The organism is Nocardia sp. NPDC056952, from assembly GCF_042674185.1.
GTDB lineage: Bacteria > Actinomycetota > Actinomycetes > Mycobacteriales > Mycobacteriaceae > Nocardia.
Genome location: NZ_JBHURA010000001.1, coordinates 821,092 through 840,380 on the forward strand (window position 1 = coordinate 821,092; position 19,289 = coordinate 840,380).

The window sequence follows — 19,289 nt, forward strand, 5'->3', positions numbered from 1 at the left end:
ATGACCGCGACGGTGCCAGCGCTCGACGTGGCCCGGATCAGGGCCGACTTCCCCATCCTGCACCGCACGGTGCGGGACGGGAAACCGTTGGTGTACCTGGACTCCGGTGCCACTTCGCAGCGCCCGCTGCAGGTGCTGGACGCCGAGCGCGAGTTCCTGCTCACCCGGAATTCGGCGGTGCACCGCGGTGCCCACCAGCTGGCGGAGGAGGCGACCGACTCCTATGAGGAGGCGCGCGCCGACATCGCCCGCTTCGTCGGCGCCGACACCGGCGAGATCGTGTTCACCAAGAACGCGACCGAGTCGCTGAACCTGGTGGCCAACGCGTTCGGCGACGACCGGTTCCCCTACAAGGTGGGCCCCGGCGACGAGATCGTCATCACCGAGCTCGAACACCACGCGAATCTCGTTCCGTGGCAGGAGCTCGCGCGTCGGACCGGTGCCACCGTGAAGTGGTACGGCATCACCGATGACGGCCGCATCGACCTGGATTCGCTCGAACTGTCGTCCGCGACAAAGGTTCTCGCGTTCAGCCATCAGTCGAACGTGACGGGCGCGGTGGCTCCGGTGGACGAATTGGTCCGCCGGGCGAAGGCGGTCGGCGCGCTCGTCGTGCTCGACGCCTGCCAGTCGGTGCCGCACATGGCGGTGGACTTCCACGAGCTCGGTGTCGATTTCGCCGCGTTCTCCGGCCACAAGATGCTCGGCCCCATGGGTGTCGGCGGACTGTACGGCCGCCGCGCGCTGCTGGAGGAGACGCCGCCGTTCATCACCGGTGGGTCGATGATCGAGACCGTCACGATGGAGAAGACCACCTACGCGCCGCCGCCGCAGCGCTTCGAGGCGGGCACGCCGATGACCTCGCAGGTCGTCGGATTGGCCGCCGCGGTGCGCTATCTCGAAGACCTCGGCATGGACGCGGTCGCCGCGCACGAGCACGCCCTCACCGGCGCCGCGCTCGACGGTCTGTCCGGGATCGAGGGGGTGCGCATCGTCGGGCCGATCGAGAACGTGGACCGCGGTGGCGCGGTGTCGTTCGTGGTCGACGGGATCCACGCCCACGACGTGGGCCAGATCCTCGACGACCAGGGTGTGGCCATCCGGGTCGGGCACCACTGCGCCTGGCCGCTGCACCGCAAGTTCGGTGTCGCCGCCACCGCGCGTGCCTCGTTCGCCGTCTACAACACCCTCGATGAGGTCGACGCACTGGTCGCGGCCGTGCGGAAGGCCAAGACCTTCTTCGGAGTTGCCTAGATCATGCGTATGGAACAGATGTACCAGGAAGTGATCCTGGATCACTACAAGCACCCGCATCACCGCGGGCTGCGGGAACCGTTCGGTGCGCAGGTGCACCACGTGAACCCGACCTGCGGTGACGAAGTGACGATGCGGGTGCAGATCGACGACGCCGGTGAGGTCGCCGACGTCTCCTACGACGGCCAGGGCTGCTCGATCAGCCAGGCCGCCACCTCGATCCTCACCGATCAGGTGATCGGGCTGCCGGTGCAGCAGGCGCTGAAGGTGGTCGACTCGTTCAGCGAGATGATCTCCAGCCGCGGCACCGTCGAAGGCGACGAGGACATGATCGGCGACGGCATCGCCCTCGCCGGTGTGAGCAAGTACCCGGCGCGGGTCAAGTGCGCGCTGCTCGGGTGGATGGCGTTCAAAGACGCTGTCGTGCAGATCAGTTCGGCCGAGGAAACCAAGGCACCGATGGGAAATGGGGAGTCTGCCACATGAGTGAGAGCACCGATATCGCACAGACCCCGGACGTCGCGGCGGCAGCCGAGGTCGACAAACCCGCCGAGGTCGAGTTGACGGCCGAACAGATTCAGCACCTCGAGGATCTCGAGGAGGCGATGCGTGATGTCGTCGACCCCGAACTCGGCATCAATGTCGTCGACCTCGGCCTGGTCTACGGCCTGTCGGTCGACGGGGAGAACATCTGCACCCTCGACATGACGCTCACCTCGGCGGCTTGTCCGCTGACCGACGTCATCGAGGACCAGTCCCGCAACGCGCTGGTGCGCAGCGGTCTGGTCGAGGACCTGAAGATCAACTGGGTCTGGATGCCCCCGTGGGGCCCGGACAAGATCACCGACGACGGCCGCGAACAGCTGCGCGCCCTCGGCTTCACGGTGTAGCACCGCACTTTTCGGGCCCGGATCCTGGCTGGATCCGGGCCCTTTTTGCGGTTATGTGTCGACCGGTTCCGGTGTGATGATTCCCGTTCTGGTTGGTTGTCACCGGGCGATCAGTGATGATCTTGACGGTTCTGGACTTGCCGGAACTGTTTCCAGAGGAGATCTTTCGAATGAATTTCATGAGTAAGGCCGGCCTTGCCGTTGCGGCGCTCGGCCTTGCGGCCGGCTCGGTGCTCGGTGCCGGTTCGGCGAACGCGGTCGGCCTCGACCAGTGGGGCGCGATGGCCGCAGACGGCGACTGGGCGAACTACGGTCGTTCGGTCGGCTATCCCACGCGCGCCGAGGCCGAGGCTGCCGCACTGGAACAGTGCGCCGCGGATGGTTGCATGGTGGAGGCCGTGTGGGTCAACGGCTGCGCGGCTCTGGTGGAGAACGATGAATTCATCGCCTGGGGCAAGGGCCCGACCCGCGCCGACGCGGAGCGGGAGGCTTACCTAGCGCTGACCGAGGGCACTCCGCAGAGCCTGCTCGTCAACGTCGGCTCGTCGCAGCTGGCCGGCGGTCATGTCATCGAAACGGTCTGCACCGCCAACGCGCGCTGATCGTCACGGCGATTCTCGAGCCCGGGCCGCGCAGCGGTCCGGGCTCGTGTCGTCTTCGGCCCAGACGCTGATCACGGCGGAGCATGCGGGCCCGGATTCATGTGCTGACGGCGGTGATGTGATGTTTCACCGAACGGTTGGCTATCACCGGGTCATCAGTGATGATCTTGAAGGTTCCGGACTTTCGGAACAGGTTCCAGAGGAGATCTTTCGAATGAGTTTCATGGGTAAGGCCGTCTTCGCCGTTGCGGCGTCGGTTCTTGCGGCCGGGTCGGTGCTGGGCGCCGGTACGGCGAGTGCGGCAGGCGACCAGTGGGCGTCGATCGCGCTGAGCGACGGCCAGGCGATCTACGGCACCAGCGTCAACGAGGAAAGCCCCGAGGCCGCCCAGGCCGCCGCGATCGCCGACTGCCACCTGGCGGACTGCAACGTGGTGACGACGTGGGCCAACGGCTGCGCCGTGCTGGTCGAGAGCGACAACGGCATCGCGTGGTCGACCGGTGCGACGCGGGCAGAGGCCGAGCGTAAGGCGTACGAGAACCTCTCCGAGCTGACGCCGACCGCGCTGCTGGCCAACACGGGCTCGGCGGGCCTGAGCGGCTCCGAAATCGTCGACGCGATCTGCACGGCGAACGCGCGCTGACCGTCGCGTAGCGAGCGGGCCCGGATCCTCACGCAGGATCCGGGCCCTTTGCTGTTGTGTACTCAGCGTTCTCGACCACGGCGACCGAGTCTATCCACGCGCTGATCATGTCGGCGGTCCCGGCGATGATGGCGTCGAGCTCGGCGTCGTCGAGTTCGACCGAACGCAGCGCGGTGGCGAAGCCCGCGTTGAGCACGACGAAGGCCATCACGTCGATGTCGACGTGCTTGATCGGGCCCATGAACTGGATGATGTAGAGCTTGATGAGCATCCGCAGCCGGGGTTCGAATTCGGGGATACCGCTGCCGTAGAACTGCAGATCGGCGACCAGGGCGCGCACGAGCGGCCCGTTCGCGACGAGGATGTCGACGGCGGAGCGGATCAGACCTATCACGGCATCGCGGGGGGACTGGCCGGAACTGGCGGTGAGCAGCTGGCTGTAGCGCTCTTCTACCTGCAGAAACAGGCTGTCGTTGAGCTCTTTGACGATCTCGTCGCGGTCGTTGAAATACCGGTACAGCGTGCCGATGCTCATGCCCGCTTCGGTCGCGATCCGGTTGGTCGAGGTATTGCCGATACCGCGGGTGCCGAAAAGATGAGCGGCCACCGTGAGAATGCGTGTTCTCGTCTCTTTCGCCCGGTCCTGCTTGGGGCGTTTGCGCTGCTTATCGGCTTGCGGGGGCATCTATCGACCTCGGCAGAAAGAAGAGTAGAAGGTGAGCGGTTGCTCACCCTACAGTCATGATCACAGAGAAACCGCAGTGTAGGCCATCACATCGGCCGACATGACGGAAGCACAACCACTACCGGCGGCGCCGGGGTGTAGAAGAAGGAGGAGTCGACGATGACGATCCCACTGGACGAGACGGCCCTGTGGCAGCCCCTGCGCGATGTCCGGACGATGACCAGCCGGTTGGTCGGCCACTTCGTCGACAATGTCGCGACTTGCCGGACGCTACCCGGCGATGTGATCGCCGGTGACGTCACCTCGGTCACCCGGATGTGCCTGGAGATCGTCGGCGGCATGCTGGACGGTCGCGACGAGGAGGTGAAGCTGAACCGGCTCGCGGTGGCGGCGGCGGGCTGGGCGCGCGAAGGCGTGCCGATCGACACGATCCTGCACGCTTTCCACGAGGGCTTCCGGCTCTCCTTCGACGCGGTCTACGACGAGGTGGCCGACGTCGATCGCGCGAGTCTGATCCACGGCTTCCGCCGGGTGGTCGAGATCTCGGACCTGTTGTGTACCACGGTGACTCGCTCCTACATCCGTGAGCACCGTGAGGCCGTCGGCGAACATCACACGGCGGTGCACACCCTCACCTCGGCACTGCTGGCCGGTCAGTCGACCGTCACCATGGCCCGCGAGGTCGGCATCACCGTCTCCGACGCGTATTCGGTGCTCGCACTCTCGATCGGGGCGCACCCCGACGAGCGCGACCCGCGCGTCAACGGTGCGGTGGTGGCGCGGCGCAAGCTGCGCAGGGTACAGACGGCATTGGCGCACCGGTGCGGTGAGCAGGTGCTGTCGCTGCTGTCGGTCGACGGCGGCACGCTGCTGATCCCGGCCGATCTGCTGGTCGGCGAGCAGCTCGACGCATTGGTCGAAGCGCTGTCGAGGGCCGCGCATGTCGATATCACCGCGGCTCTGGTGCCCGCGGCCACGGAGGAGATCCCCGACGCGGCCCAGCGTGCCCACGAACTCCTGGACATGGTGGAGCGTCTCGACAGTGCCCCTGGCCTCTACCGCTTCGGCGACCTGGCCCTGGAGTACCAGCTCACTCGCCCCGGCCCCGGTCGTGCCCGGCTCGGTGAACTCCTCGCCCCCCTCGACAACCACCCGGAGCTCTACGAAACCCTGCGCGTGCACATCGCCAACAACATGAACCGCCAGCGCACCGCCCGGCTGCTGCACATCCATACCAACACCGTCGACTACCGCCTGCGCCGGGTAGCTCAACTCACCGGCCTCGACCCTGCCCAGTCCTCGGGCCTGTGGCAACTGCGTTCCTCGATGATCGCCCGCAGCTTCCACACCGGCCCCGCCCCCCACTCCGCCGTCACCGAAGCCCGAATTCCCCGCCGCCCCGCCCCCCACCCCTACTCCGACCTGGACGGCATCCGCTCGGCCTGAACCCCAACACCGCCCACCTCCGGCCCCGGCACCGCGACCCTGAAGAGTCGCGATACCGGGGCCTTTTCTCGTCGATGCTGCAGTCCGCCAGGTGAATACCGAACTGGCGTATCGAAAACGGAGCGAAGCCGGTCCGGTGGATCGGAACTGGGGATCGGATGGCCGCCGATCATGCGGGTGCGCTGGATCCCGCGCGGTGGAAGGGGCTCAATCTGCTCGGGTTCGCGTTGATGCGGGCGCGGGACGAGTTGGTTCGCCGGTAGATAGCGGTCCATCGCTACTTGTCGGTGGGTGTTGTTAGTCTGTGGCGGACGAGCGGTTCGGGAGGAATCGGGCGTTTCGACAAGCGAGAACTGTTGTGGCCGGAAATGTCTCGGCGCTATGGCAGGTTCGCAGAATGGTGTCGTGGCGATGCCGGAAAGCTATTTCCGGGGAAGTCGGCGGCCGTTCATGATTGGTTCGGCTTCGAGGCTCGGAGTCGGTATTTCGACGGGGAGAATCTCTGATGTCTGGTCTGGGCAACTATGCCCTTGGTGTGGCCGCGCTGTCCGCGGTGGCGGCGTTCACCGTGGTGAACGCAGGACCCGCGGCCGCGGGGGCGAGTGGTGTGGCGATCGCTGAGGCGCCGGGATACACGGCGGTGTCGCGCGATGGTGGATTCGAGACCGCGTCGGGTGACCTGTACGGGGCGCTGGCGTTGTCGTCGGGTCGCGCCGTGGTGGCCTCGGCGGTGAACTACGGCAGCTGGGCTGCGGCGAGCCAGGCCGCGCTCGATGAGTGCGGCGTGCGCGACTGCCAGGTCGTCGTCGAATTCCGCAATGCGTGCGGCGCGGTGGCCCAAGGCGCGGACTACCGCTTCGGCTGGTCGTGGGATCACTCCCTGGACGCGGCCGAGCGCTCGGCGGTGGACGTGCTCGGCATCAGTGCGGCCCCGTTCCCGGATCCGGGTTCGGCGTCGCCGCGTGCGGCGAGTGTCATCCTGTCCGCGTGCACGGCGAACGTGTAGCGAAACGCGAAGCGGCAGGGGTACGGACCGAATAGGCCCGTACCCCTGCTGGATTCAGCGGCGCAGTACTTTCCTGGCCAGCCAATTGCCGAAGAACTGCACACCCTGCACACCGGCGATGATGATCAGCACCGCCACGATGGTGACCTGCCACTGGAATTGCTGATACCCGTAGACAATGGCGAAATCACCGAGCCCGCCACCGCCGACGGTGCCCGCCATCGCGGAGATATCGACGATCGAGATCACCACGAAGGTATAGCCGAGAATCAACGGCCCCAACGCTTCCGGAACGATCAGCGTGAGAATGATCCGCAGCGGTCCCGCGCCGACCGCACGCGCGGCCTCGATCACGCCCGGATCGACCGTCACCAGGTTCTGTTCCACGATCCGCGCGATCCCGAACGAGGCCGCGACGATCATCACGAACAACGCCGCCTCGGAGCCGATCGTGGTGCCCACCACCTCCAGGGTGACCGGGCCGAGCGCGGCCAGCAGGATGATGAACGGAATAGGGCGCACCACATTGACGATCACATTCAGCACGAAGTAGATCGGCCCGTTCGCCAGCAGGCCACCCTTGCGGGTCGTATACAGCGCGGTCCCGAGCACCAGCCCGATCACCCCCGCGACGACGAACGTCACGCCGACCAGATAGACGGTGGTCCCGATCGCCTCGAACAGCGTGGGCCGCAGCTTCTCCCAGTTGGTCTCCATCAGCCCGCCTTCCGTTCCAGGTCGGCGACAACGCGATCCAGCGCGGCATCGGGCCCGTGCAACGCCAGGGTGACGCTGCCGAATGTCTTGTCCTGCAACGTGCTCACCCCGCCGTAGACGATCTCGAAGCGCACGTCGGCGGCGGTCGCGGCGGCCAGCGCCGCGCCGAGACCGCTGTGGTCGTCGATGTCGACGGTGACCAACCGGCCGCCGTGGAGCTCGCGCAACCGATCCAGCTCGGTCGCGTCGGGCCGGTTGTGCAGCACGGTCGCCACGAACGACCGTGTCGGCGCGGCTTGCGGCGCGGCGAAAACGTCGAAGGTGGAGGCCAATTCGACGATCCGGCCCTCGGCGAGCACCGCGACCCGGTCGGCGACCGCGCGGATCACGTCCATCTCGTGGGTGATCACCACGATGGTCACCCCGAGTTCGGCGTTGATCTTCTTCAGCAATCGCAGCACCTCGCCCGTGGTCTCCGGGTCCAGCGCGGAGGTGGCCTCGTCGGCGAGCAACAGCGAGGGCGAGGTCGCCAGCGCCCTGGCGATCCCGACCCGCTGCTTCTGCCCGCCCGAGAGCTGATCGGGGTAGGCGCGCGCCTTGTCGGTGAGCCCGACGAAGTCGAGCAGTTCGGCCACGCGGGCCTTGCGTTCGGCCCGTTTCCAGCCCGCCACTTTCAGCGGGTACTCGATATTGCCTGCGGCGGTGCGGGATCGGAACAGGTTGAACTGCTGGAACACCATGCCGATATCGCGACGCAGCTTGCGCACCGCCGACTCCGGCACCCCGGTGATCGGGGTGCCCGAAATCGTGACGGTGCCCGAAGTGGGCTTGTCGAGCGCGTTGATCAGCCGCACCAGCGTGGACTTGCCTGCTCCGGAGTAGCCGATGACGCCGAAGATCTCACCCGGTTCGATCCGCAGGTCGATATCGTCGAGTGCGGTGTGCCGATCGTCGCCGCTGCCGAAAATCTTGGTGACGGAACGGAATTCGACAGCGGCGGGTTCGGCACTCACTTGGCCGTGCGGATGCCCTGCTGCACCCGGTCCAGGATCTGCTCGAGCTCGGCGCCGGGACGGTTCACCGCGACCGCGGTGCCCTTGGTGGTTTCGGCGTGCGCGGTGGCCACGGCCGGGTCCTTCCAGATCTCGACCAGCTTCAGATACGTCGGATTCGTCTTGTCCTCGGCGCGGCTGACGATGACATTGATGTACGGCTCGGCGGCCGGATTCTTCGGGTCATCCTTGTACAGCGCCGATTTCGGGTCCACGCCCGACCGGTCGAGGAAGGTGTTGTTGATCACCGAGCCGTCGACCGAGGGCAGCGACAACGCGGTCTGGGCGGCATCGACCGGGGTCACGCGCACCCTGGACGCGGCCTTGTCGATGTCGGCGGGCGTCGGCTGGACCGAGGTGCCGGTGATCTTCAGCAAGCCGGCGGCCTGCAGCACGAACAGCGCACGCGCCTGGTTGGTCGGATCGTTGGGGATCGCGATCTCACCACCGGCGGGGATATCGGCGAGAGCCTTGTGCTTCTTCGAGTAAAGACCCAGCGGCACAATATAAGTCGAGCCGATCGGGGTGAGCGTGTCCGAGCTTGCCACGTTGTACTGGCCGAGGAACTGCAGATGCTGGAACAGATTGAGGTCGATCTGTTTCTGCGACAGCGCCGTATTCGGCTGCTTGTAATCGGAGAAATTGGTGACCTTCAGTGTGATGCCCTGCTCCTTGGCCTTCTGTTCGAAGACCTCGAAAGCCTTGTCCTTGTCGGTGGTGCCGATCCGCACGACCGTGCCCGAGGCGTCGTCATCGGAACCGCACGCGGTCAGGGTGAGGGCCGCGGTTGCAATCAGCACTGGGATCGCCAGTGTCCGACGGAATTTCACTTGTACTCCCGAATTGCTAGCAGAAGATGAACTCGGCCATCCAAGCTGTCGGCACTACCCGCCGACAACGGTTTGACTTGCCATGAGCGAAATCCTCGCAAACACTGGGACGCCCGTCTAACTTGCGGACAATGCGAATCCTGCGCCGTCTTCTGGCGATTCCGGTCCTGGTCGCGCTGGCAACGGGGGCGGTGAGCTGTGGGCAAGACCACCCGGACGGCGTGGTGCGGATCGGTGTGAACGACATCGCACAACCGCACTGGGAGGTGTACAAACGCAAGGCGGCCGAGCAGGGCATCACCGTCGAGTACGTGAACTTCACCGATTACAAGCAGCCCAATCCGGCGCTGGCGCAGAAACAGGTCGACCTCAACAAATTCCAGCACGTGCGGTACCTGGCCAACTATAACGTGGCCAACAACGACACGATCGTGCCGATCGGCGCGACCGAGATCTTCCCGCTCACTCTGTACTCCACGAAGCACACCTCGGTCGCCGAGATCCCGCGGGGTGGGCAGATCACGCTCAGCAACAATCCGGCGCAACAGGTCCGTCCCTTGCTCGGGCTGTCGGCGGCGGGGTTGATCGTGCTGAAGGGCGGCGCGAGCTGGGACTCCACGATCGACGACGTCGACACCGGCGCCTCGAAGGTGCGGCTCACCACGATCGATCCGACGCTCACCGCGCAGTCACTGGACAGCGTCGACGCGGCGTTCGTCGACGACACGTTCGCCGGGCCCGCCGGCCTGACCCAGCAGCAGGTCATCTACACCGACGATCCGGCACGCCCGGAATTGAAGCAGTACATCAACGTCTTCGCCGCGCGGGCGGCCGACAAGGACAACCCCACCTACCTGAAACTCGCGCAGCTCTACCATGATCCGGAGGTGGTGGCTGCGGTACAGGCGGAGACGGGCTACGCGGGAATCTTCAAGACCAACGACGCCGCCGATCTGCAAGCCACGCTGCGCGAGCTGGAAACGAAGTTCCGCAAGTAGTCAGTCACCCAGGAACTTGTGCACCAGCATCACGGCCATCGAGCCCTCGCCGACGGCGCCGGCGACACGGTGCCCGTTGAAGGCACGCACGTCTCCCGCGGCGAACACCCCCGGGACGGTCGTTTCCAGGTGCAGGGGTGGGCGGGACAACGGCCAGGGGGAGTCGGACCCCTCGACGATGGCGATATCGGGGCCGGTGAGCAGGTAGCCGCGGTCGTCGCGGGCGAAGGATCCGTCGAGCCACTCGGTGGCCGGGTCGGCGCCGATGAAGGCGAACAGCCAGGTCGCGGGCACTTGCTCGACGGCGCCGGTCGTGCGATCGCGCAGGGTGAGGTGTTCGAGATGGGTGTCGCCCGAGGCGTCGACGACTTCGACGCCGGTGCGGACCTCGATGGCCGGGATCGCCTCGATCTGCTCGATCAGGTAGGTCGACATCTCGACAGCCAGGGAATCGGCGCGGACCAGCATGATCACTCTGCGCGCGCAGGAGGCGAAGTAGACCGCCGCCTGGCCGGCGGAATTCGCGCCGCCGACGATGTAGACATCGGAGCCCGAACACAGTGGAGCCTCGGTGAGCGCGGAGAAGTAGAAGACGCCGCGGCCGTTGAACTTGTCGACGCTCGGGATGTCGAGGGTGCGGAACGTGGCGCCCGTCGCGACGATCACCGAGCGGGCGGTGACGGTGATGCCGTCGGTGCAGTGCACCGCGAAACCGTGGTCCGTCGGTCGCAGGTGGTCGGCTCGCAGACTGATCACGAGTTCGGCGCCGAACTTGCACGCCTGCCTGCGGGCACGGTCGGTGAGGTCGGAGCCGGAGATGCCGTCGGGGAAACCGAGGTAGTTCTGGATGCTCGAGCTCAGCCCGGCCTGACCGCCGATCGCCCACCGTTCGAGCAGGATCGTGCGCAGTCCCTCCGACGCGCCGTAGAGGGCGGCCGCCATGCCCGCGGGGCCGCCGCCGACGACGAGCAGGTCGTAGCTGTCGGAGGTGGGCTTGGTGTGCAGACCCACCCACTGCGCGAGCTGCTCTTCATCGGTGGGCCTGAGGGTGCGCCCGTCCGACCCGAACAGCACCGGAGTGTCCGCGACGGTGAATCCGTGGTCCGCGAGGAGTTCGCGGCCGGCCTGGTCGGTGGGTTGCACCCAGCGACAAGCGATTTCGTTGCGGGCCAGGAAAGTGCGGATCACGGTGCACGCGGGCGACCACATATCGGCCACCACGGTCAGCTCGGCGCCGTCGTGCTCGTCTCGCGGAGTAGGAGCCACCCGCCGAGAGTAGGCCCGACCAGGGGTGATGTGCTCGAGGCGCTCCGGCGGCGGGTCAGCGCAGCGGGTGCTCCACCGACAGTCTGCCGCGGCGGACGAGATCGCGTTTGGTGATCGGCGGCAGTGCGGCGTCGTCGTCGGGGGCGGCGGGGTTGGGCCGCACCAGCAGGGTGACGGTCGCGGCGGGCACGAATCCGCTGCTGGTCATCAGCGCGGCCGAGGCGCTGTTGCGGTCCTCGACATCGGTGACGATATGGCGTGCGCCGCGGGCGAACAGCGCCTCCGAGCACACGTTCACCAGCCGCCGCGCGATCCCGTGGCCCTGCATATCGGGGGCTACCGCGATCCATTCCAGATATGCCCAGTCGTCGCGATGCTCGAACTCCATCGACCCGAGGACGAACCCGACCACCCGGTCGGAATCCAGGGCCACCCAGCAGGCGTTGTCGGGGCTGTCGAGGTGCTCGGCGACGGCCGTGAGCGACCACGACGTGTACGGCTTGATGGTGGTGTCGAAAACCTGATGGCCGAGGTCGAGGACTTGACGCAGGTGTCCCAAACCCATCGGCACGACAGCGATGGCGGTGTCCATAGCCGCCAGTGTGCCCTACGCGCCCTTGCGGGCCGCGGTCTTGGACGCGGTGGATTTGCTCGCGGCCGATTTGCGCGGTGCGGCCTTCTTGGCGGCCTTTTTCGCGGGTTTCTTCTCCGGGGCGGCTTCCCGGCGCCCGCTGGTCTCGAGACTGCGTTGCAGCGCGGCGACCAGATCCACGACTTCGGCATCGGCCTGTTCGGCGGGTGCTGTCTCGGCGGCGGGCTCGACCTTGCCGGTGCCGCTGGCGATCGCCTCGTCGAGCAGCTTCTGCAATTCGATCTGGTATTCGTCGGTGTATTCGGACGGGTCGAAATCTCCTGACATCGATTCGACGAGGGTTTCGGCCATCTTCAGTTCTTGCGGGCGCGGGGCGGGCGCGTCATCGAGCGACGGGAATTCGACGGCACGCACCTCGTCGGGCCACAGCAGTGTCTGCAGCACCAGTACACCGTCGCGCACGCGCAATGCGGCCAGCCGGGTCTTCTGGCGCAGTGTGAAATGGACGAGCGCGGTCTTGTCGATGCGTTCGAGGGTCGCCGCCAGCAACTGATAGGCCTTCGGCGTCGTGGAATCCGGTTCGAGGTAATAGCTTTTATCGAACAGCACCGGGTCGATCTGGTCGGACGGCACGAATTCCAGCACGGGAATCTCGTGTTTCTCCGCCGCGGGCAGTTTCGAGAAATCCGCGTCGGTCAGCACCACCTGCTCACCGTCCGGTGAGGTATAGGCCTTGTCGATATCGGAGTACTGCACAGATTTGCCACACACCTGACAGACGCGGTCATATTTGATCCGGCCCCCGTCCTTGGCGTGGACCTGGTGGAACCGAATGTCATGGTCCTCGGTCGCGGTATAGACCTTGACCGGGACATTGACCAGCCCGAAAGCGATCGAGCCCTTCCAGATCGATCTCATCCACCCATCATGGTCGAAATGTCGCGCCGGGGCGAGCAAGCGATCTCGAATAGGTGCCCGCCCGTGATCCGGCGGTGCTTGAAATCGTTGCGTCTGATCCAATTGCCGCGTGAGTGTCGAGGTGATCGTGTGCGGGATCGGGCCGGCGGGCCGGGCCGTTGCCCATCGTGCGCTGGCGGCCGGGCGCAACGTCACTGTGATCGATCCACGCCCGGATCGAGTATGGACGCCGACCTATGCGGCGTGGGTCGATGAATTGCCCGGGTGGCTCGATTCCGGCGTGGTCGCGGCGGCGATCGACGGGCCGACGGCGTGGGCGGTGCGCGAGCATCGGATCGATCGCACCTATCAGGTTTTCGATACGGCGGCGCTGCAGTCGTCGTTGACGCTCGACGGCGCGGCCGTGATCGCCGACCACGCCGTGGAGGTGAATGCGCGCTCGGTGCGGACGGCGGGCGGGCTGACCCGTACCGGGCAGGTGGTCGACGCGCGGGGGTTGGCCCGGTCGCCGCGTCGCGCCGAGCAGACCGCCTATGGAGTGGTCGTGGACCGTACGGGACTCGAGCCGACACTGTTCATGGACTGGCGGCCGGACAACGGGGCCGATCCCGACGACCCACCGTCGTTTCTGTACGCGATACCGCTGAGTGCCGACACCGTGCTGTTCGAGGAGACCTGCCTCGCCGGGCGACCCGCGCTCGCGCCGGACGTGTTGCGACGCCGGCTCGAACATCGGTTACGCGTGCGGGGGATCGCGCTCACCGGGGCCGAACCCGTTGAACGGGTGCGGTTTCCGGTACAGGGCGGCATGCCCGGGCGTGGCCGATTCGGTGCGGCCGGTGGGTTGACCCACCCCGCGACCGGATACAGCGTCGCCGCCGCGCTCGCCGCCGCCGACACCGTTGTCGCGGGTGGCGCGGTGTGGACGCCCAGCGCGCGGGCCGTGGTGGCCTTGCGCCGCGCGGGTTTGCGCGCGCTGCTGGCTCTGCCGCCACGCGAGGTACCGGTCTTCTTCGAGACGTTCTTCGGTTTGCCCGCGCACCTGCAGCTTTCCTATCTGTCCGGCCTCGATGACCTCGGTGGCACTCTCGCCGCGATGCGCGCGCTGTTCGCCGATCTTCCGCCGAATCTGCGCCGCACCGTCGTGACCTCGGCCGTCGGCGCGGCTCGCCGGTAGCCGAAGCCGAGACCCGTCACCGACCGGACGAGCAAGGGTGTGCCAGAGGCCCGGCGGTGCCGCCACGAAGTTGCTACGATCGCCACGCGAACGCGCCGACCCGCCAACAGGATCGGGCCGACGAGGCGGGACGGCCGGAACTACTCCGAGCCCCCGCACGCCGACATGCGCCTCGCGCGATGGTGTGACGAGTTAGGGGACAATCCGGTGTTCGAATTCACCAGGCGGCGCAGTCGCTGGGTGCTCGGCGTTTTCGCGGTGCTCGCGGTGGTGCTCGGCGCACTGGGCGCCACGCTGTTCGAGCGGGTGGAGGGCGGCGGATACACCGACTCCGGGAGCGAATCCAGCCGCGCGCTCGAGGTGTTGCGCACCGAGTTCGGGCAGGCGCCGCCGAACCTGCTGCTGCTGGTGGAAACCGAGTCCTCGGTCGAGGACCCCGAATCCACCGCGGCGGCAACGGCATTGGTCGCCAACCTGCAGGAACGGGCCGGTGTCACCGAGGTGATGTCGTACTGGACCTCCCACCAGCCCGCGCTGCGTAGTGTCGACGGCAAGCAGGGCCTGATCGTCGCCAGCGTGCTCGGCAGCGAACGCGAGATCGACGAACGCGTCACCGCCATCTCCGCAGAGCTGACGGGTAAACAAGGATCGTTGCAGGTCAGGGCGGGCGGATTCGCCATGCTCATGCACGAGACGGTGCAGCAGAGCAAGACCGATATCGCCAAGGGCGAGGCCATCGCGTTCCCGCTCACCCTGATCGCGCTGCTGTTCGTCTTCGGCGGCCTGGTCGCCGCGAGCCTGCCGCTGCTCGTCGCGATCGGCACCGTGCTCACCACCATGGGCGCGCTGTGGTTGCTCACCCTGTTCACGCCGCTGGCCGTCACTGCGACCAACGTGGCGACGCTGCTCGGCCTGGGCCTGGCCATCGACTACAGCCTGCTGATCGTCAGCCGCTACCGCGACGAACTGGCCGAAGGCCGCACGCCGGCGGGCGCGGTGGCCACCACCCTGCGCACCGCGGGCCGCACCGTCGCGTTCTCCGCGCTCACCGTCGCGGTGGCGCTGGCCGGGTTGCTGTTCTTCCCGCTGCTGGCGATCCGGTCCATGGGCTACGCGGGCATCGTCGTCGCGGCACTGGCCGCGCTGGTGTCGCTCACCGCGCTGCCCGCCGCGCTGTTGCTGATCGGCACCCGCATCGACAAGGGCCAGCTCGGCTGGTGGTTCCTGCGCGCGCCGCGGCCCGCGCCGGGTGAGGGCGCCTGGCACAAGCTGGCCACGGCCGTGATGCGCAAGCCGATCTCGATCGGACTCGCTGTCACCGCGCTGCTGCTGCTGCTCGGCGCGCCGTTCCTCGGCGTGAAACTCGGATTCCCGGACGAACGAACGTTGCCGGAATCGATGGACTCCCGTCAGGTCACCGAGATCGTTGCCCGCGACTTCGGCGAGAGCGACCAGCACACCCTCGTCGCGGTGCTGCCCGAAAGCGCTTACAGCGCCGCGGGACTCGACACCATCGCGCGTGACATGTCCGACCTGGACAACGTCCGCCGCGTCGACACCGCCACCGGCAGCTACACCCAGGGCGGGTTGCTCCTCGAACCCACCGCGGCCAACGCGCGGTTCCGGGTCGAGAAGGCCGTCTACCTGTCGATCGTGCCGACCACCGGTGACAGCGACGCTCTGGCGAACCTGGTCGACCAGGTGCGTGCGGTGCGGACACCGAGCGAGTTGCTGGTCGGTGGCGTGGCCGCCGCCAATGCCGACTCGGTCGCCGCGATCGAGAACGCACTGCCGTGGGCGCTCGGCTTCGTGGTGATCATGATGCTGATCGTGCTGTTCGCGCTCACCGGGAGCGTGGTGCTGCCGGTGCTGGCGGTGATCCTCAGCGCGCTGAGTTTGACCGCGACCTTCGGTGCGCTGGTGTGGATCTTCCAGGACGGCCACCTGTCCGGGGTGCTCGGTTTCACCGTCACCGGAGACCTGTCGGCCACCGTCCCGGTGATGCTGTTCGCCGCGGCCTTCGGGCTCGCGATGGACTACCAGGTGTTCCTGCTGTCGCGGATCCGGGAGGAATACGACCGGACCGGTAAGAACGAGACCGCGGTCGCGCTCGGCCTGGAACGGGTCGGACGTATCGTCACCGCCGCGGCGATTCTCATCTCCCTGGTGTTCCTCGGCTTCCTCGCCTCCGACATCACCTTCATGAAGTCCTTCGGTATCGGCCTGCCGCTGGCCGTGATCGTCGACGCCACCCTCGTGCGCGGGTTCCTGCTGCCCGCCGCGATGAAGGTGCTGGGCGACGCGAACTGGTACGCACCGGAATTCCTGCGTCGCCTCCACGATCGGTGGGGCCTGGACGAGGGCGGCTCGGCCCGGTCGAAACGTGAAGTGGTGGTGCGTGATCCGCTCGCCGCCAGGCCGGCGGAGATCGTCGTCGTGGATCCACTCGCACGGGCGGAGGCGGCGCGGGCGGAAGCGGCCAGAGCGGAGGCCGAGCGGGCCGACCCGGCGCGGGCCGAGGACGGTGCGCGGGAGAACTCGCGGGCGCAGGAGAGCATTTCGGCCTCGACGGGAAGCCGCGAGTCCTCGGACTGACAAGACATCGCAGGGGCGGGCACACCGAACCGCCGCCCGCCCCTGCGAGTTTCAGAGCTGGCGGGTTCAGATGCCGCCGGTGGACAGGAACCCGCCGTCGACCCGCACACAGTCACCGGTGATCCACGCTGCCTCGTCGGACACCAGGAATGCGATCAGCCGGGCCACATCCTCGGGCTCGCCGAGTCGCTTCAGCGGGTACACGCTCGCGGCACGTTCCTCGTCGTCGGAGTACAGCGCGTCGGCGAACTTGGTCTTGACCACGCCCGGCGCCACCGCGTTGACGCGGATCTTCGGGCCCAGCTGCCAGGCCAGCTCCTCGGTGAGCCGGATCAGCGCCGCCTTCGACGCGCCGTAGGCCGAGATCACCCCGGACGACCGGATGCCCGCGACGCTGGCCACGTTCACCACCGCACCGCCGTGCTCGGCCATCCACGCGCGGTAGGCCTGCTGCACATAGCCCAGCGACGCCACCACGTTCACATCGAAGATCTTGCTGACGCCACCCAGATCGGCGTCCATCAGCGGACCGTAGACGGGGTTGATGCCGGTGTTGTTGATCAGGATGTCGAGCGAGCCGTACTCGGTGACGGCCCTCGCCACGGCTTCCGCGCGCGCGTCGGCGTCGCCCGCGTTGCCGGCGATGAAACTCACCTGGCCCTGGTGGCCCAGCGCGCGCAGCTCGGCGGCCGCGGCCTCCAGCGGTTCGGGTTTACGGGCGGTGATCAGCACGTTCGCGCCCCGGCGCAGCAGTTCGGCCGCGGTCGCGAGCCCGATGCCGCGACTGGCTCCGGTGACGAGGGCGGTCCGGCCCAGTAGATCGGTAGTCATGGCAAGAGAGTAACCACGCTCACATCGGGCAGCGCCGGGTTCGGCTTCCGGCAGCGTCGACGGTAAAATAAGTGGTTCTTGCCGATATGCCCTTCCCGTTTGTCTTACTCTGAGGAGAACTCTGTGATCACGGCGACCGACCTGGAGGTCCGGGCCGGAGTCCGTACCCTGCTCTCGGCCCCTGGGCCGGCGCTGCGGGTGCAGTCCGGCGACCGGATCGGACTGGTCGGTCGCAACGGTGCGGGGAAGACCACCACCCTGCGCATCCTCGCGGGCGAGGGTGAGCCGTACGCCGGAAAGATCACCCGCTCCACCGACATCGGCTATCTGCCGCAGGACCCGAAGGAAGGCGATCTCGATGTGATCGCCAAAGACCGGGTGCTCTCGGCGCGCGGGCTCGACGTGCTGCTGCGCGACATGGAGAAGGCCCAGGTCGAGATGGCCGAGGTGGCCGACGATGCCGCCCGCGACAAGGCGATTCGCCGGTACGGGCGCCTCGAGGACCAGTTCTCCTCGCTCGGCGGCTACGTCGCCGAGAGCGAGGCGGCGCGCATCTGCAACAGCCTCGGCCTGCCCGACCGCGTGCTCGATCAGCAGCTGCGCACTCTCTCCGGTGGTCAGCGCCGCCGCATCGAGCTGGCCCGCATCCTGTTCTCCGCGTCCGACGGCTCGGGCGGGCGCTCCGATCGCATCCTGCTGCTCGACGAACCGACCAACCACCTCGACGCCGACTCCATCACCTGGCTGCGCGGGTTCCTGCAGAACCACGACGGTGGCCTGATCGTGATCAGCCACGACGTGGAACTGCTCGGCGACGTGGTCAACAAGGTGTGGTTCCTCGACGCCGTGCGTGGTGAGCCCGACGTCTACAACATGGGCTGGAAGAAGTACCTCGACGCCCGTGCCACCGACGAGCAGCGCCGCGTCCGCGAGCGCGCCAACGCCGAGAAGAAGGCGGGCGCGCTGCGTCAGCAGGCTGCCAAGCTCGGCGCCAAGGCCACCAAAGCCGCTGCGGCACACCAGATGGTGCGTCGCGCCGAACGCTTGATCAACGAGCTCGACGACGTGCGCGTGAGCGACAAGGTCGCCCGCATCCGGTTCCCCGAGCCCGCGGCCTGCAGCAAGACGCCGCTGATGGTGAAGGACCTGACCAAGCTCTACGGTTCCCTGGAGATCTTCACCGGCGTGAACTTCGCCGTCGACAAGGGCAGCCGCGTGGTGGTGCTCGGGCTCAACGGCGCCGGTAAGACGACCATGCTGAAACTGCTCGCCGGTGTCGAGACGCCGACCGCGGGCGGCGTCGAGCAGGGCCGTGGGCTCAAGGTCGGCTACTTCGCCCAGGAGCACGACACCCTCGACGATCAGGCCTCGGTGTGGGAGAACATCCGCCACGCCTCTCCGGACGCGGGGGAGCAGGAGCTGCGCAGCCTGCTCGGTGCGTTCATGTTCACCGGTCCGCAGCTCGAGCAGCCGGCGGGCACGCTGTCCGGCGGTGAGAAGACGCGTCTGGCCCTGGCCGGGCTGGTGTCCTCGGCGGCGAACGTGCTGCTGCTCGACGAGCCCACCAACAACCTCGACCCGGTCTCGCGCGAGCAGGTCCTCGAGGCGCTGCGCACCTACGCGGGCGCCGTGGTGCTGGTGACGCACGACCCGGGCGCGGCCGAGGCGCTCAACCCGGAGCGGGTCATTCTGCTGCCCGACGGCACCGAGGACCACTGGTCCGCGGAGTACGCGGAGCTGATCGACCTCGCCTGATCCGTGGTGAAACGCTGTGTCGTGGCGGAACT

The 19,289-nt window shown here is 67.3% G+C and carries 19 protein-coding genes; 11 read left to right on the forward strand and 8 right to left on the reverse strand.

The genetic code is table 11. From position 1 onward, the window contains the following. The 5 genes from ACFTS5_RS03620 to ACFTS5_RS03640 all read left to right on the forward strand — a co-directional run bounded on the left by ACFTS5_RS03620 (position 1) and on the right by ACFTS5_RS03640 (position 3,389). A complete protein-coding gene (locus ACFTS5_RS03620; protein ID WP_378627113.1) occupies positions 1–1,254 on the forward strand; it encodes a cysteine desulfurase in 1,254 nt (417 codons plus the stop codon). 3 nt (positions 1,255–1,257) lie between these two features. Beyond that, the gene (gene sufU / locus ACFTS5_RS03625) at positions 1,258–1,740 is read left to right on the forward strand and encodes a Fe-S cluster assembly sulfur transfer protein SufU (protein WP_056810385.1); all 483 of its coding nucleotides are present in this window, start codon (positions 1,258–1,260) and stop codon (positions 1,738–1,740) included. Further along, complete coding sequence (locus ACFTS5_RS03630; RefSeq protein WP_378627114.1) at positions 1,737–2,144, forward strand: metal-sulfur cluster assembly factor; 408 nt, start codon at positions 1,737–1,739, stop codon at positions 2,142–2,144. Before sufU ends, ACFTS5_RS03630 begins: the two co-directional genes overlap by 4 nt. A 122-nt stretch (positions 2,145–2,266) precedes the next feature. Further along, positions 2,267–2,746 (forward strand): DUF4189 domain-containing protein, encoded by a 480-nt coding sequence (locus tag ACFTS5_RS03635; RefSeq protein WP_378627116.1) that lies wholly within the window; start codon positions 2,267–2,269, stop codon positions 2,744–2,746. Between the two features lie 214 nt (positions 2,747–2,960). Next, complete coding sequence (locus ACFTS5_RS03640) at positions 2,961–3,389, forward strand: DUF4189 domain-containing protein (protein WP_378627117.1); 429 nt, start codon at positions 2,961–2,963, stop codon at positions 3,387–3,389. Between the two features lie 28 nt (positions 3,390–3,417). Here ACFTS5_RS03640 and ACFTS5_RS03645 read toward each other — a convergent pair whose 3' ends face one another. Next, positions 3,418–4,074: a TetR/AcrR family transcriptional regulator gene (locus ACFTS5_RS03645; protein ID WP_378627118.1), complete on the reverse strand. Its 657-nt coding sequence runs from the start codon at positions 4,072–4,074 to the stop codon at positions 3,418–3,420. A 159-nt stretch (positions 4,075–4,233) separates the two neighbouring features. On the opposite strand from ACFTS5_RS03645, the gene ACFTS5_RS03650 reads away from it, so the two are divergent. Together ACFTS5_RS03650 and ACFTS5_RS03655 are read left to right on the forward strand one after the other, a co-directional pair. Further along, the gene (locus ACFTS5_RS03650; RefSeq protein WP_378627119.1) at positions 4,234–5,520 is read left to right on the forward strand and encodes a PucR family transcriptional regulator; all 1,287 of its coding nucleotides are present in this window, start codon (positions 4,234–4,236) and stop codon (positions 5,518–5,520) included. 505 nt (positions 5,521–6,025) lie between these two features. Then, a complete protein-coding gene (locus tag ACFTS5_RS03655) occupies positions 6,026–6,526 on the forward strand; it encodes a DUF4189 domain-containing protein (protein ID WP_378627120.1) in 501 nt (166 codons plus the stop codon). A gap of 54 nt (positions 6,527–6,580) precedes the next feature. On the opposite strand, the gene ACFTS5_RS03660 is transcribed toward ACFTS5_RS03655, so the two are convergent. The 3 genes from ACFTS5_RS03660 to ACFTS5_RS03670 are packed head-to-tail and all read right to left on the reverse strand — an operon-like array spanning position 6,581 to position 9,125. Then, positions 6,581–7,243, reverse strand: a complete 663-nt coding sequence (locus ACFTS5_RS03660; protein WP_378627122.1) for a methionine ABC transporter permease — start codon at positions 7,241–7,243, stop codon at positions 6,581–6,583. Next, positions 7,243–8,256 carry a methionine ABC transporter ATP-binding protein gene (locus ACFTS5_RS03665; protein ID WP_378627124.1) on the reverse strand — a complete coding sequence of 338 codons (1,014 nt, stop codon included), beginning with the start codon at positions 8,254–8,256 and terminating at the stop codon, positions 7,243–7,245. Before ACFTS5_RS03665 ends, ACFTS5_RS03660 begins: the two co-directional genes overlap by 1 nt. Then, positions 8,253–9,125: a MetQ/NlpA family ABC transporter substrate-binding protein gene (locus ACFTS5_RS03670; protein WP_378627126.1), complete on the reverse strand. Its 873-nt coding sequence runs from the start codon at positions 9,123–9,125 to the stop codon at positions 8,253–8,255. Before ACFTS5_RS03670 ends, ACFTS5_RS03665 begins: the two co-directional genes overlap by 4 nt. A gap of 131 nt (positions 9,126–9,256) precedes the next feature. Between ACFTS5_RS03670 and ACFTS5_RS03675 the strand changes: the two genes are divergently transcribed. After that, positions 9,257–10,123 carry a MetQ/NlpA family ABC transporter substrate-binding protein gene (locus tag ACFTS5_RS03675; RefSeq protein ID WP_378627128.1) on the forward strand — a complete coding sequence of 289 codons (867 nt, stop codon included), beginning with the start codon at positions 9,257–9,259 and terminating at the stop codon, positions 10,121–10,123. On the opposite strand, the gene ACFTS5_RS03680 is transcribed toward ACFTS5_RS03675, so the two are convergent. The 3 genes from ACFTS5_RS03680 to ACFTS5_RS03690 are packed head-to-tail and all read right to left on the reverse strand — an operon-like array spanning position 10,124 to position 12,899. Continuing rightward, the gene (locus ACFTS5_RS03680) at positions 10,124–11,389 is read right to left on the reverse strand and encodes an NAD(P)/FAD-dependent oxidoreductase (protein ID WP_378627130.1); all 1,266 of its coding nucleotides are present in this window, start codon (positions 11,387–11,389) and stop codon (positions 10,124–10,126) included. A gap of 55 nt (positions 11,390–11,444) precedes the next feature. Continuing rightward, positions 11,445–11,981, reverse strand: a complete 537-nt coding sequence (locus ACFTS5_RS03685; protein ID WP_378627132.1) for a GNAT family N-acetyltransferase — start codon at positions 11,979–11,981, stop codon at positions 11,445–11,447. A 15-nt stretch (positions 11,982–11,996) separates the two neighbouring features. After that, entirely contained in the window at positions 11,997–12,899 is a 903-nt protein-coding gene (locus ACFTS5_RS03690) for a Ku protein (protein WP_378627134.1), read from the reverse strand. 109 nt (positions 12,900–13,008) lie between these two features. On the opposite strand from ACFTS5_RS03690, the gene ACFTS5_RS03695 reads away from it, so the two are divergent. After that, entirely contained in the window at positions 13,009–14,076 is a 1,068-nt protein-coding gene (locus tag ACFTS5_RS03695; protein ID WP_378627135.1) for a lycopene cyclase family protein, read from the forward strand. Positions 14,077–14,283: 207 nt separating this feature from the next. Further along, positions 14,284–16,671 (forward strand): MMPL family transporter, encoded by a 2,388-nt coding sequence (locus ACFTS5_RS03700; protein WP_378627136.1) that lies wholly within the window; start codon positions 14,284–14,286, stop codon positions 16,669–16,671. Positions 16,672–16,737: 66 nt separating this feature from the next. Here the strand turns inward: ACFTS5_RS03700 and ACFTS5_RS03705 are convergent, their stop codons facing one another. Next, the gene (locus ACFTS5_RS03705) at positions 16,738–17,502 is read right to left on the reverse strand and encodes an SDR family oxidoreductase (RefSeq protein WP_378627137.1); all 765 of its coding nucleotides are present in this window, start codon (positions 17,500–17,502) and stop codon (positions 16,738–16,740) included. 123 nt (positions 17,503–17,625) lie between these two features. Between ACFTS5_RS03705 and ACFTS5_RS03710 the strand changes: the two genes are divergently transcribed. Beyond that, entirely contained in the window at positions 17,626–19,257 is a 1,632-nt protein-coding gene (locus ACFTS5_RS03710; RefSeq protein WP_378627138.1) for an ABC-F family ATP-binding cassette domain-containing protein, read from the forward strand. Positions 19,258–19,289 lie beyond the last annotated feature (32 nt).